Below are 13,155 nucleotides of genomic sequence, written 5' to 3'. Positions count from 1 at the left end.
TTAGTTGTCCATTAGCCGTTCAGCCTGTTCTCCAGTGTGTGAGTGTCGAGTGCGGTCTTCACTCGCAAAGCACGCCCGAAGGCCCGCTTCTTGAGTGCGAGTCGAAAGCACTCTCGCGTCGGATGAAGCCACGCACCACGCCCGGGCAGCGTCGCTGACTCGTCAACAACAAGGTGTGATTCCCGGGATACGACCCTCAGAAGAGAGGATCGTGCGGCACGTGCTCGGCATCCGACGCACGTTCTAACGGGTTCCATCTTACACGTCCAAACTGTGCTTTCATCTGAGCCCGTGCGGGGCTCTCGACACGCCGCTCTCGTTCCTCGCGAAGCTGCCCGACCACCGGACCCCTAGGCATCCTCGAGAATGGAATCGGGCTGAATGTCGATTTTCGCGCCCGTCAGCTTCGCGGCAAGCCTGGCGTTCTGCCCCTCTTTGCCGATGGCGAGCGAAAGCTGGTAATCGGGCACGAGGGCACGGACAGCCTTCGTCGACTCGTCGAGGATGAACGTGGACGTGACCTTCGCCGGTGACAGCGCGCTCGCGACGAAGACGGCGAGGTCAGGCGAATAGTCGACGATGTCGATCTTCTCCGTTCCGAGCTCTTCGGTCACGGCGCGAACGCGGCGTCCGAGCTCTCCGATGCATGCGCCCTTCGCGTTCACGCTCGGGTCGTTTGCCTTGACGGCGATCTTCGTGCGGTGGCCGGCCTCGCGCGCGAGCGAGATGATCTCAACGACACCCGCGGCGATCTCGGGAACCTCGAGCGCGAACAACTTGCGCACGAGTCCGGGATGCGTTCTCGACACGGTGATCGATGGGCCTTTGAGACCCTTCGAGACACTCGTGACATAGACCCTGATACGACTGCCGTGCTTGTAATCCTCACCGGGCACCTGCTCTTCAGGAGGCAGGATCGCCTCGACGGTGCCGAGGTCGACGTGAATCATTCTCGGGTTCGGCCCCTGCTGGATGACACCGGCGACGATGTCGCCTTCACGGCCTTTGAACTCACCGAGAACCGCGTCGTCCGCAAGGTCGCGCAAACGCTGGTTGATGACCTGTTTCGCTGCGAATGCGGCAATCCGGCCGAAGTCGTCAGGGGTTGATTCGGCTTCGCCGATGACATTGCCCTCGTCGTCGAGCTCTGGCACGAGCACGGCGACATGCCCGGATTTGCGGTCGAGCTCCACTCGCGCAACGGGCGGCTCTGCGCCGACCTGCGTCTGGTTCTTGAGATATGCAGTGAGAATGGCCTGCTCGATGATCTCGACGAGTTCGTCGAACGGGATTTCCTTCTCGCGCTCCATCATCTTCAAGACACTGAGATCGATGTCCACAGAAGGCCTCCTCTATTCAACTGTGCCGGTGTGGTATGCCACCCGGCGAAGTTCCAGAATACCCGACCCGTGCTTGTCCCGTCACCATCTGAGAGGAGCAGCTGCATCCTCTGCCGGCGACGCCCTCGCCTCAATCGAACGGGATCACGGCCAGCGAGTCCTTGCCGTTCACCACGGTTCCTCTGCAACGGGCCCCGAGCGCCGCAGCAGAGAGCTTCGATGTCGGAGGGGCGTTCAGTCGCCGGTCGTCCATCGGTAGGCTCGGCGAGGATCGTGACCGTGGCCGCCACCGGGCGACTCGGCAATCATCTGCGCTGTCTCTATCAGGCGCTCCGCGAAAGCCTCCGCGTCGAATTCCACGAACGAGACGAGGGCCACAACGAGCCTCACACCGGAGACGGCGGTAGCGGGGACAACGGCGGCCGCTGCGTGGCGGACCGGTGTGGTCGTCCCGTGCGCGACAGCATACCCGCGGCGCCTGGCGTCCATCACAGCCTCGGAATCGCCCTCAGCCGGAGGCATTGACGCTTGCAGGGCGATGAGAGGGGCGAGCGGTCCATCTGGGTGACGGAACCCCGGGGGCGTGAACACGTGCTCGGCATTTGTGCTCGGCGTCACGGACAACACGGTTGTCAGGACGTCGCCTTCCGCTGATATCAGCGTGGCCGTGACACCCACGTCGTTGGCGAGTTCGGTGAGAAGCTGTTCCATGCCCGCCGGGAACTGGGACGAGTACGCACGCGCGAGCGCTAGGGTGCCGATGCCGAGACGATAGCGCTTCTGATCGTCCCTGCGCACCAAACGATAACGGATGAGCGCGTCGAGGATTCGGTAGAGGGGCGCTCGTTGCGTATGGAGATGGCGAGTGAGTGCCGTGACGCCGAGTCCTTCCGGGTGATCGGCGAGCAGCTGGAGCAGAGCCCCCGCGCGAGCCACCGTTGTGGATACCGGCGGTCCGGAAACCGGGTCAGTCAATCACACACTCCCTTTGCCGAGCGATCGGCGATCCGACTGCGACATGGGACCCGCTGGTCCCGCTTGCCACAGGATAGCGCAGAGAGCAAGCCCGGTTCGGAGGTGTGTGTCGCCCCGGTCGAGAAGCGGACGACCGGGGCGACACATGAATGAGACGGTCAGCCCCCGAAGAAGGAGATGACCTCCTCGACGTAAGGGCCGTAGGCCGTAATCGATTCCTCATCGGAAAGCGCGTGCAGCAGGTCTATCTCTTCAAGTGCGGGCAGGCCACCGGGACCGGGCATGCCCGGCATCGTCGGGTACCAGCCGGATTCGGCGAGCACGGTCTGCCCCTCGAGGCTCGTCAGCCAGTTCATCCAGAGCTGCGCCGCGTTCGGGTGAGGTGCGTTCTCAATCAGACAGTTGCCGCTTTTCGTCCACATGTTGCCACCGCCTTCGGTGAACGGGAACACGAACTCGATGGGTGCGCCCTGCGCAGCGGTCTCCAAGAAGTAGGGATAGTAGGCGAGGGCTCCAATCGGATAGGTGCCCTGGGCCACCTCTTGCAACACGAGGGCGTCTCGCGCGACAAGGGAGACGTTGTCTCGAATGCCCTCTTTGATACCTTCGTACTTCTCGGCGTTCTCCTCGGGCGTCTCCATCATGGCGAAGGTGAAGGCCGCCGCACCACCTGCGGCCGGGCTGACCATAACGACCTTCCCCTCCCATTCGGGTGAGAGAAGTTCCTCCCAGCTCTTCGGCGCGTCCGCTGGATCGAGCAGGTCCGTGTTGATGACAAGGCCGAAGACCGAGACGTACGGGTACATCGCACGCGAGTCAGGGCCCATCCACTCCTCTGGAACGTCCATGATCGGGTCGACCTGCTGACACCATCCGTCGAGCGCCATCGAGACGATCGGCGTACGCCCGTCAGCGGCCACATCGGCGACGAAGTTCCCGGTCTGCTTCTCCTGTTCCAGTTTCGCGATGCGCTCCGCCGTTTGAAGCTGTTGGTAGTTCACCTCGATGCCGGGGAACCGCGTCTGGAAGGCATCGATGAGCGCCCGCGCCGGCGGTGGGCCGTATGCGACGATCTGGTTCTCGCCCGCCGCGAGCGCGTCCTCGTAGAGCGTCGCGAACTCGGCCTCCTCCTCTGCAGTGCCGAGCGCACCGTCGAATCCACTCACAGAACCGGAGCCCCCCGGTTCCGATCCGACCCCGGCCGAGCACCCTCCCAGCAGTGCGAGGGGAACGACCAGCGCAGTTGCCGCAAGCCATCGTTGGCGTCTAAACATGCACAACACTTCCTTTCGTTGAGAGAGCGTGCTCGATGCGAGCGAGTCGTATCGTCTTGATGAGGCGGCCTGTCACCCATGCCAGCAGCCAAGCCACAGCCCCGACCACCACGATGGAGGCCATGAGGAGCAGGAACAGGGCAGCCGCCTCAGAGGCGTAACCCTGTCGATAGGCGTCGTACGCCTGCACCGCGACCGTCTGCATGCTGGGAGACGAGAGCAGCACCGGGAGGCTCAAGTTGCCTGCGATTCCGACCCCGGCGATGAACCATCCGGCGAGGAAGCTCGGCAGAACCAGAGGCACGACCACAGTGAAGAATGTGACGAGCCGAGATGCCCCGGAGATTCGCGCCGACTCCTCGAGTTCCGGTGCAATCTGCAGCACACCGCCCTCGATCGCCCTCGTCGCGATCGGCGTGACGACCACAACGAAACCGAGGAGAAGCATGGCCGGAGTGCCGATCAGGTTTCGCAACCCGGGAACAGGGAGGTACGCCGTGATCAGGGCGAGGCCGACGAGCACGCCGGGGATCGCCACCGGGGCCCAGCTGACCGTCGACACAACAGAACGAACGAACCGGCCCGAGTGCACGGAGAGATGGCTCATAGCGAGTGCGACGGAGGCCGCGATGAAGCCGCCGACCGCCGCGAGCACGAGAGTGAAGGCGACGAGAGAGCCGGTCCCGGGATTTCCGAGCAGCTTGTCATAGTTCGCTGTGGTGAACCCGAGCGACAGCCCGAACATAGGCTGGAAAGAGCCGATGACCATCTGTATCAGCGGGATCACACCTGCCCAGCACACGACGACGACAAAGAAGGCAAGGAACAGCCATTGGACGTTGCCGTAGCTCTTCGGTTCTGGCCGGAAGCCCTTTCCGGTGATCGTCGAGAAGCGGCGTCCGCCCAGTATGCCCGAGCGCACGATCACGAGGACTATGACCAGCGCCATCAGGATCAGCGACAGCGTGCTCGCCCCCGCGTAGTTGGGCACTGCTTCCTGCGCCGTCAGGGTCGTGTACACCGCCGTCGAGAAGACATGGATGTCTGCTTGAATGCCGAAGAGCAGCGGCAGCTCGAAGGCACTGAACCCGTAGGACGTCATAAGCACGAAAACGCCGAACATCGTGGGGCGCAGCAACGGCAGCGTCACGGTGAGGAAGGCACTCCCGCGTGTCGCACCGCTCATTCGGGCAGCGTCGTCGAGCGCTGCGTCCATCCTGGCCATGGGTCCGACCATAAAGAGGTATCCCACCGGGAGGACGAAGCCGATGACGACGAACAACATGATCGGCCATCCGGACCCGAGGGGGGAGCCCGCGATGCCGAAGAGCTCGCGCAGGACGACGTTGGCTGGGGCGGCGTTTCCGTTCACCACCAGGTACCAGCCGAGGCCGTAGAAGAGCGAGGGGATGACGAGGATGACCGCCATGACCGGTGTCATCCAGCGTCGTAGCGGTGTCGTCGTGCGAACTGCCACCCAGGCGAGGAACGTGCCGATGGCGAGTGCGCCGAGGCTGGACGCCGCGGACAGGATGACCGAGTTGAGCGAAACCGTCCATGTGCTCTCTCGCGCGAGAGTCTCGAGGAAGGGCGCGATGCTCCACTCGCCCTGTCCCGCAAGGTTGCCGACACGGAATGCCGCGAGAGCCATCATGATGGGAGGCCAGAGGAAGAGTGCGAAGAGAATGACGAGAGAAACGCCGAGCAGCAGCTTTCCGAACAGCCGTTCGCCGCGCCATTCCACTGGAAGACGTCTCATGTGAGCACCTCTGCGACCTCGGCCTCGTCGGAACCCGGATGCGGGGAGCGTCTGCCGGTCGTGATCACGGAGCACAACTCCGCATCCACCTCGACGCCCACAAGGGCCCCGGCTTCCCGTCGAAGCTGCTGACGGCGGTAGTCGCGTTCGGATTCCGCGACGCGCACAGTGGCCCCGCCGCACGCTATGCGGAACTCATTGCGCGAGCCAAGGAAGTCGACGCGCTCGACGACGCCGCGCAGCTCGAGGCGAGGCCTCCCTGGCTCGCTCTTCGAGGCGATTACAGCATTGGCGGAGCGGAAGGCGAGCACAACGTCGTCGCCAGCAGAGACCGGGCCGGTCGCCGTCGCGATCGGCAGTGTGGCGTCCACGCCGATGTCGTTCATCCTCAGGGTGAAGGCGTCAGTGAACACGCTGACCACCGTGGCATTGAGGAGGTTCTCGAAGCCGACGAACCTCGCGACGAACTCGTTCGTCGGTCTGGCGAAGATCTCGGCGGGTGTGCCGGACTGTTCGAGAAGTCCGGACTGCATCACGATGATGCGATCGGAGAGATGCATCGCCTCTTCGAGATCGTGCGTCACATAAATGGAGGTGGTGCCGTTGACCCGGTGCAAACGGAGGATCTCGTCGCGCACCTGGCGGCGGAGCGACGGATCGAGGTTCGACAGCGGCTCGTCGTAGAGCATCAGGTCGGGGCGGCTGACCAGAGCCCGTGCCAGCGCGACACGCTGCTGCTGGCCGCCCGACAGCGACGTCGCGGGGCGGGCAGCGAGCTGCTCCAGTCCCACGGTCTGCAGCACCTCGCGTGCCCTCTCCAGCGCCTCTTTGCCCCGCACCTTGCGGCGCCGCAACGGGTACAGAACCGTTTCGAGCACCGTGAGATGTGGCCAGAGCGCGTAGCTTTGGAAGACCATGCCCGTCTTGCGGCGCTCAGGCTGCAGGTCGATGCGCTGTTCGCTGTCGTAGACGACGCGGGCGCCGATCGACACATAACCGGATGTCGGAGTCTCCAGTCCGGCGATGCAACGGAGGGTGGTGGTCTTGCCGCACCCGCTCTCCCCGAGCAGCGTCACGAACTCGCCCTCGGTCGCCGAAAGGTCGGCTCCTCGAATCGCCCGGTAATTGCCGAACCTCTTGTCGAGGCTGCGCACGGTCACTGAAGACAAGGTAAACTCCATCGTTTGCCAGAGGAACCCTCATCGAGAAGGGCAGTAAGTCGTCGTCTCGTAAAGCTCATAGATCGGACGTTTGAAACGGATCGACTCGCGTCGGTCGGCGGTCACCGGCGGTTATGCGGTTGCGGGCGGGGGTTGGCCGCCCGCAACACAGGTCAAGCGTCTGCCCGGTCCCGCTTCTTGCGGTCGTGCTGCGGGTGAGGCCCGGGAATGAAGCCGAGCTCGTGAAGCTCGATCTCCGGGCCGGTCGGACTGTCCTTGGACATAAGGTACTGACCGATGCGGTCGTATGACGATTCGGCCATCAGCGCGTGGTTCGCCGCGGTGAGCATGTCGCGGTGAATGCGCTCCAGCCGCCTGCCGCGGAAGACGGCCGGAGCACCGGCCTGTTGAAAGATCATGTCGACGGCCGTACGTGCAGTGTGAACGGCGTTGATCGTCGCCGCGTGAAGCTGAACGCGTAGCTCGTAGTCGACGGGCCATTGCTTCTCCGCCGACTCGTATGCCTTGCCCACCAGGTCCCAGAGATGTGCCCTCGCGGCGCGCACCATCGTGTCGGCTTTGCCCAGTGAGTACTGGTGCATAGCCTCCTTGCCGAGACGCGCCTGGCGATACGATCCGCGCTTGGCCGACATCTGAACGAGGGTGAGGAACTCTTCGATCGCACCTCGGGCGAGGCCCAGCGCGTGCGCGCCGTGCGCCATGACGTTGAACCAATACCGATAGAGGGCGCGGTCGTAAGGACGCTCCCAGATGCCCGCCTCGTTGACCATCTCTGACGGAACGAAGAGATCGTTCACTTCGAAGTCGCCGCTGCCCGACCCACGGAGGCCGTGGCCGTCCCACGTGTCGTACAACGTGACGTCGGACGCCGGGAAGAAAGCCACGATGAACCACGGCAGGCCGTCGTGCGGGTGGATCACGGGCTCGTCGTTCTCGTCGTACAACACCGAACGACCCGATAGCCAGTTCGCCTCTGGGGAACCGCTGGTGAACGGCCAGCGGCCGCTGATGCGGTATCCGCCCGGCACGCGAACGGCTTTGCCTGCAGCGCGACCGACGTTGGACGCTGTGATCCACCGGTTCTGCTCGAGCAGGCCACGCATCACATCGGCTTCGATGAACGTGCTGCCCGTGTGGAGCATGCACAGCCAGCCGACGGAGCCGTTGACGCGAGAGATCTCCTCGACCGCGTCGAGCCACTCGAGCGGGTGCGCTTCCACACCACCGAGCTCGGCCGGCAAGAATGCACGATAGATGCCGTTCTCATACATCGCATCCGTGATCTCTTGAGGCACACGGCGCTCGTTCTCGATGATGCCCTCGGCCGCAAGGAGCGCCGGTTCCATCGCGCGGGCCGCCTCGAGCAGCGATGGCCTGTCTGTGCCCTGAACGGGCGGCGCGTGCGGACTGTCGATTGTGCTGCTCATCCGTTGCATCCTTCCTTGGAAGCGTCAGAAGTCTATTTATGAGACTCGGAGGATACTTTTTGTCCCCATTCGCCATTGTGAAGGACAGGTGCCTGTTCGTCAAGCGCGAAAAATACGGATCATTATTATACGCCTTGTATATTTTCTGATACTCTTTTACGCTAAGGCATGGTTGAACGAACAGAGATGAGGTCTCGACGATGAGCGCCACTGCTCGCCCCGCGGTCACTCCGCTCCCCGGTACGATCGACGCCCATCGCGACTCGCGTGCGTTTCGCGATGCCTTGGGCCGTTATCCCACGGGGGTGGCGATAGTCGCGGCGTCGACTCCAGGCGGACACGTCGGGATGGCCGTGAACTCTTTCACCTCGGTGTCGCTCACGCCTCCGCTGATCGCGTTCTGCGCGATGAGGAGCAGCACCTCCTGGGCAGGCATCCGCCCGGGAGGACGCTTCGCCGTATCGGTGCTTCAAGCACACCACGAGCCGGTCGCACGGCTCTTCTCCCAGAGAGGAATCGACCGATTCGCCGGATCAACCTGGCGGTCGAGCCCTTCCGGTCAGCCGGTTCTCGAGGACGCATTGAGCTGGTTCGACGCGACGATCGAGACCGTGGCAGACGCGGGCGATCATGAGCTGGTCGTCGCCCGCGTCGATTCCTGCTCCGAACCGGGCGACGGCGAACCCCTCGTCTTTTTCAGCGGCCGGTACGGGAACGTGGCGCCATACGAGTCCGCACGCTGATCGTCGCAACCGACGACCACACGGTCACGACACGCTCTCCTCACGATCGATGCGAGGCATCCTGGCTCTGACGCGAGGCATCCGGGCTCTGAGGGCGGCGACGGGCCAGTTCAGGGAGCGGACCGTGCCTGGCCGCACCCGGCGCCCGGCGGCCGGGTGTCGCCGGCGCTCGCGTTAACCTCTCGGCGACCTGTAGTGTGCCCGACATGGACACCGATGACCTGAACGCCTTTGTGCTCGACGCGGGAGACCTGCTCTGGACCTGGGCGGTGCTCCCGATAGTCGTTGTGCTCGGGCTCTATTTCACCTTCCGAAGCGGTGTCGTGCAGTTCCGGATGATCCCGGAGATGTTCCGCACGCTGACCAACAAGACACCGTTGGATGACTCGGGCAGGGCGCAATCGGTCTCAGCGTTCCAGGCGTTCACCATCTCGGCCGCATCGCGCGTCGGCGTCGGCAACATCGCCGGCGTGGGAACGGCCATAGCGGTCGGCGGCCCGGGTGCCGTGTTCTGGATGTGGACGATGGCCTTCGTGGGCGGCGCATCGAGCTTCGTCGAATCGACTCTGGGGCAGCTCTACAAAACGAAGGACGCAGACGGCTTTCGAGGCGGCCCCGCGTATTACATGGAGCGTGGACTCAAAGCGCGGTGGATGGGCATCGTCTTCGCCGTCATCCTCATCGTCTGCTTTCCGTTCGCCTTCAGCTCCCTTCAGGCCAACACGATCAGCGCCACCGTCACAACGGCAGTGGGCGCAGACATCGCCTGGCTGCCGTGGCTCGTCGGCATCGCACTCGCCGTGCTCACGGCGCTTGTCGTCTTCGGCGGTGTGCGCAGGATCGCGTCAGTGACCCAGGCCGTCGTTCCCCTGATGGCGCTGCTCTATCTCGTGCTCGGACTGATCGTCGTGGGACTCAACATCAGCGAGGTGCCGCGTGTGTTCGGCGAGATCTTCTCCGGTGCCTTCGGGTTCCAAGAGATCGCGGGCGGAGTGCTCGGCACCATCATCATGCAGGGTGTCAAGCGGGGAATGTTCTCGAACGAAGCCGGGCTCGGCTCGGCTCCGAACGCCGGCGCGTCTGCTGCCGTGACCCACCCGGTCAAGCAGGGCCTCGTACAGACTCTCGGTGTCTACTTCGACACATTCCTCGTCTGCTCGATCACCGCTTTCATCATCCTGGTCTCGACACCGGACCTCGCGTCGGCTGAGCGCGGAATCGGCCTGACCTTCGACGCCGTCACCGGATCGCTCGGCTCGTGGGCGGGCATCCTTCTCAGCGTGATCGTGTTCCTGCTTGCCTTCAGCTCGATCCTCGGCAACTACTACTACGGAGAGGCGAACATCGAGTTCATCACACCGCGAAAGGCCTGGTTGACGACCTATCGGGCACTGGCCGTCACTGCTGTGCTCGCCGGGTCGGTTCTCGCGTCGGACCTCATCTGGAACACCGCGGACGGCATGATGGGCCTGATGGCGCTCGTGAACCTCGTCGCCATCGCGTTGCTCAGCGGAGTCGCGTTCGCACTTCTCAAGGATTACTCGAACCAGCGAAAACAGGGACGAGACCCGGTGTTCACACAAGACCGGCTCCCGGAGCTCACCGGCATCGAGTGCTGGACAGACGAGCTGAGCGTGACGGGGCCGATCAGCGTCGTCGACAAGAGATCGGTGCCTCGCTGAGACCGCGCCGGGCCCGAGCAGCGGTGCTCAGCCGGCGACTCGCGCGTTCAGCTCGGTGACGACATCGGTGATCGCGATCTGATGACGTTCGCCTGAGCGACGGTCCCACAGTTCGACCTGCCCCTCAGCCACTCCCCGGCCCGCGACGACGACCCACGGCACACCGATCAGCTCGGCGTCGCCGAACTTGACGCCCGGCGACACCTTCTGACGGTCGTCGTACAACACGTCGCGCCCGGATGCCTCAAGCTCGTCTGCGAGGGTCGCCGCGGCGGCGAAGACGGCCTCATCGCGTCCTGCCGCGACGACGTAGACGTCGAACGGCGAAACGGATTCAGGCCAGACGAGACCCTTCTCGTCGTTGTGCAGCTCGGCGATCGCCGCGAGGATCCGCGTGACGCCGATGCCGTACGACCCCATGGTGACGGTGACGAGCTTTCCGTTCTCGTCGAGCACCTTCAGCCCGAGCGCCTCTGCGTATTTGCGACCGAGCTGGAACACGTGCCCGATCTCCATGCCGCGGGCGAGCTCGACCGGTCCCGAGCCGTCGGGAGCGGGATCACCAGCGCGCACCTCAGCGCACTCGATGGTTCCGTCTGCGGTGAAGTCACGGCCGGCGACCAGGCCGAACACATGCTTGTGCTCTTCATTGGCACCGGTGATCCACACGGTTCCGTCGACGACGCGCGGGTCGACGAGGTAACGGATGCCTGTCGCGCTCTCTTCGCCGAGCACGGCGCCGAGCGGGCTCCAGGGGCCGATGTATCCCTTGACGAGGCCCGGGTTCCCGTCGAAATCCGCCTCGGTGGCCGCATCGACCTCTGCCGGCGCGAACGCGACCTCCACGCGCTTGAGGTCGATGTCGCGATCACCCGGAAGACCGATCACAACGAGTTCGCGTTCTCCGTCGACATGAGTGAGCGCGAGCACAACGTTCTTGAGGGTGTCTGCGGCGCTCCAGCGGCGGCCGTCGGGGCGCGGATGCATCTGGTTGGCCGCGTCGACGAGCGTGCCGATGGTCGGGGTGTTCGGCGTGTCGAGCACAACGGCGTCTGGCAGCGCATCGAACGTCCGCGATTCGGGAACAGCTGTGACGTATGCTTCGACGTTCGCGGCATACCCGCCCTCGGAGCGCACGAAGGTGTCTTCGCCGATGGGCGTCGGGTGCAGGAACTCTTCGCTGCGCGATCCTCCCATCGCGCCGGCGTCTGCGTGCACGATCACATAGCCGAGGCCGAGTCGTGTGAAGATCCGTTCATAGGCGTCGCGCTGCGCCTGGTAGCTGGTGTCGAGTCCCTCATCGGTGTAGTCGAACGAGTAGGCGTCTTTCATCGTGAACTCTCGCCCGCGGAGCAGACCTGCGCGCGGACGGGCCTCGTCTCGGTACTTGTCCTGGATCTGGTAGATCGACAGCGGCAGGTCCTTGTATGACGAATAGAGGTCTTTCACGAGCAGGGTGAAGACCTCTTCGTGTGTGGGCGCGAGCAGGTAGTCTGCGCCCTTGCGGTCCTGCAGGCGGAAGAGGCTCTCACCGTATTCGTCCCAGCGGCCGCTCATCTCGTACGGCTCTCGCGGGAGCAGTGCCGGAAAATGCACCTCGTGGGCGCCGGCCGCCGTCATCTCTTCACGGATGATGTTCTCGATCCTCGACTTCACGCGAAGTCCGAGTGGAAGCCAGGCGAAGATGCCAGGCGCCTGCCGGCGGATGTAACCGGCCCGCACAAGCAGCCGGTGACTCGTCACCTCGGCGTCTGAGGGGTCTTCGCGAAGAGTACGGAGAAAGAAGTTCGACAGTCGTGTAACCACCACACCATGCTAGTCCGGCGGCCGGACGCGAAGCGTTCGCCGGGAGGCGGCGGAGCGACGTGGCACGCTTGCCACGGCGATCGAGACGCGGACGGCACACCCTCTTACCAGGGCTTCTCGACGTACCCCCGGTCGCCTTCCTCACCGCGCTGTTCGGCATCCTGGTCTTGTTTGTGCTGCTCGGCCTCGTCGCCGTGCTCACGAAGCTCCTCGACGGCGTCCTGCTGCTCATCACCGCCAGGCCCTTCGTCACCCTGGTCCGAATCGCCCGGCTGCCCCGGCTGGCCGCCCTGACCGTCACGCAACCGCTCGGCGTCTTCGATCTTCTGGTCGACACGTCGCCCGGCGTCGTCGAGATTCTCACCCGGATCCGCGTGGGGGGTGATCTCGTCAGGGTTCGTGCCGCCAGGGTTCGTGGCGTCAGGGTTCGTGCCGTCAGATTCGCCCGGTTCACCGCCGCCTTGCTCAGGCTGCTCAGGCTGTTCCTGCTCCTGCTGTTCCTGCTCGTCCCGCTCCTCGTCTTCTGATTCGAAGCATCCGGCCTCTTCGCCGTCATCGATCACGGCCTTCGCCGTCTCGTACAACAGGATGGCGCCCTGGAAATATCCGGCATCCCGGTAGACATCCGCCTGCTGTTCCCAGGCACGGGCGAGGTTCACCCGAACCATGCACTGGCGGTCTTCTGGAGCGAGCTCGAGCGCTTTGCTCAGATCGTCTGTCGCCATGGTGAATGCGCCACCCGCCGCATATGCCGTGCCGCGATCGAAGTACGGCACCCACCGCTCACCGAGATTGAGGAACAGCAGGTTTCCCGCCGTGTCGGCGCTGAGCGCGTAGTATCCACCCGCATACGAGTCGATGGCGATCTGTGCCTGCAGCGGCATGCTGAACAGCTTGCCCGCCGCGAACAGGGCGACGATGGCGAACGGCAGGGACCAGAGGATCATCCGTCGTCTGGTTCTCACAAT

11 protein-coding genes are annotated in these 13,155 nt (G+C 64.2%); 2 read left to right on the top strand and 9 right to left on the bottom strand.

All coding sequences use genetic code 11. From position 1 onward, the window contains the following. Positions 1 to 11: 11 nt before the first annotated feature. The 7 genes from ACYVF5_RS12235 to ACYVF5_RS12205 all read right to left on the bottom strand — a co-directional run bounded on the left by ACYVF5_RS12235 (position 12) and on the right by ACYVF5_RS12205 (position 7,956). Positions 12 to 257 (bottom strand): YlxR family protein, encoded by a 246-nt coding sequence (locus ACYVF5_RS12235; RefSeq protein ID WP_460946763.1) that lies wholly within the window; start codon positions 255 to 257, stop codon positions 12 to 14. A 93-nt stretch (positions 258 to 350) separates the two neighbouring features. Beyond that, a complete protein-coding gene (nusA, locus tag ACYVF5_RS12230; protein ID WP_460946761.1) occupies positions 351 to 1,340 on the bottom strand; it encodes a transcription termination factor NusA in 990 nt (329 codons plus the stop codon). Positions 1,341 to 1,574: 234 nt separating this feature from the next. Further along, positions 1,575 to 2,315: a helix-turn-helix domain-containing protein gene (locus ACYVF5_RS12225; RefSeq protein ID WP_460946759.1), complete on the bottom strand. Its 741-nt coding sequence runs from the start codon at positions 2,313 to 2,315 to the stop codon at positions 1,575 to 1,577. A 158-nt stretch (positions 2,316 to 2,473) separates the two neighbouring features. Then, positions 2,474 to 3,589: an ABC transporter substrate-binding protein gene (locus ACYVF5_RS12220; protein WP_460946757.1), complete on the bottom strand. Its 1,116-nt coding sequence runs from the start codon at positions 3,587 to 3,589 to the stop codon at positions 2,474 to 2,476. Next, a complete protein-coding gene (locus ACYVF5_RS12215; RefSeq protein WP_460946755.1) occupies positions 3,582 to 5,348 on the bottom strand; it encodes an ABC transporter permease in 1,767 nt (588 codons plus the stop codon). The genes ACYVF5_RS12220 and ACYVF5_RS12215 overlap by 8 nt, the downstream gene beginning before the upstream one ends. Further along, complete coding sequence (locus tag ACYVF5_RS12210) at positions 5,345 to 6,508, bottom strand: ABC transporter ATP-binding protein (RefSeq protein ID WP_460947023.1); 1,164 nt, start codon at positions 6,506 to 6,508, stop codon at positions 5,345 to 5,347. Before ACYVF5_RS12210 ends, ACYVF5_RS12215 begins: the two co-directional genes overlap by 4 nt. A 173-nt stretch (positions 6,509 to 6,681) precedes the next feature. Next, positions 6,682 to 7,956, bottom strand: coding sequence for an acyl-CoA dehydrogenase family protein (locus ACYVF5_RS12205; protein ID WP_460946753.1), 1,275 nt, complete (start codon positions 7,954 to 7,956; stop codon positions 6,682 to 6,684). A 200-nt stretch (positions 7,957 to 8,156) separates the two neighbouring features. Between ACYVF5_RS12205 and ACYVF5_RS12200 the strand changes: the two genes are divergently transcribed. Further along, the gene (locus ACYVF5_RS12200; RefSeq protein WP_460946751.1) at positions 8,157 to 8,699 is read left to right on the top strand and encodes a flavin reductase family protein; all 543 of its coding nucleotides are present in this window, start codon (positions 8,157 to 8,159) and stop codon (positions 8,697 to 8,699) included. Positions 8,700 to 8,905: 206 nt separating this feature from the next. Then, a complete protein-coding gene (locus ACYVF5_RS12195) occupies positions 8,906 to 10,381 on the top strand; it encodes an alanine/glycine:cation symporter family protein (protein WP_460946749.1) in 1,476 nt (491 codons plus the stop codon). Positions 10,382 to 10,408: 27 nt separating this feature from the next. On the opposite strand, the gene ACYVF5_RS12190 is transcribed toward ACYVF5_RS12195, so the two are convergent. Both ACYVF5_RS12190 and ACYVF5_RS12185 read right to left on the bottom strand, forming a co-directional pair. Then, a complete protein-coding gene (locus ACYVF5_RS12190; protein ID WP_460946747.1) occupies positions 10,409 to 12,187 on the bottom strand; it encodes a proline--tRNA ligase in 1,779 nt (592 codons plus the stop codon). 104 nt (positions 12,188 to 12,291) lie between these two features. Beyond that, positions 12,292 to 13,134, bottom strand: coding sequence for a hypothetical protein (locus ACYVF5_RS12185; RefSeq protein ID WP_460946745.1), 843 nt, complete (start codon positions 13,132 to 13,134; stop codon positions 12,292 to 12,294). Between the last annotated feature and the right edge of the window lie 21 nt (positions 13,135 to 13,155).

This window comes from Okibacterium endophyticum (genome assembly GCF_054780075.1).
This window is presented reverse-complemented; position numbering and strand designations above follow the sequence as displayed.

Excerpts from the sequence above, each read along its gene's own strand:
- ACYVF5_RS12235 (WP_460946763.1), bottom strand. The coding sequence starts at position 257 with ATGGAACCCGTTAGAACGTGCGTCGGATGCCGAGCACGTGCCGCACGA.
- ACYVF5_RS12220 (WP_460946757.1), bottom strand. The coding sequence starts at position 3,589 with ATGTTTAGACGCCAACGATGGCTTGCGGCAACTGCGCTGGTCGTTCCC.
- ACYVF5_RS12215 (WP_460946755.1), bottom strand. The coding sequence starts at position 5,348 with ATGAGACGTCTTCCAGTGGAATGGCGCGGCGAACGGCTGTTCGGAAAG.
- ACYVF5_RS12205 (WP_460946753.1), bottom strand. The coding sequence starts at position 7,956 with ATGAGCAGCACAATCGACAGTCCGCACGCGCCGCCCGTTCAGGGCACA.
- ACYVF5_RS12200 (WP_460946751.1), top strand. The coding sequence starts at position 8,157 with ATGAGCGCCACTGCTCGCCCCGCGGTCACTCCGCTCCCCGGTACGATC.
- ACYVF5_RS12195 (WP_460946749.1), top strand. The coding sequence starts at position 8,906 with ATGGACACCGATGACCTGAACGCCTTTGTGCTCGACGCGGGAGACCTG.
- ACYVF5_RS12185 (WP_460946745.1), bottom strand. The coding sequence starts at position 13,134 with ATGATCCTCTGGTCCCTGCCGTTCGCCATCGTCGCCCTGTTCGCGGCG.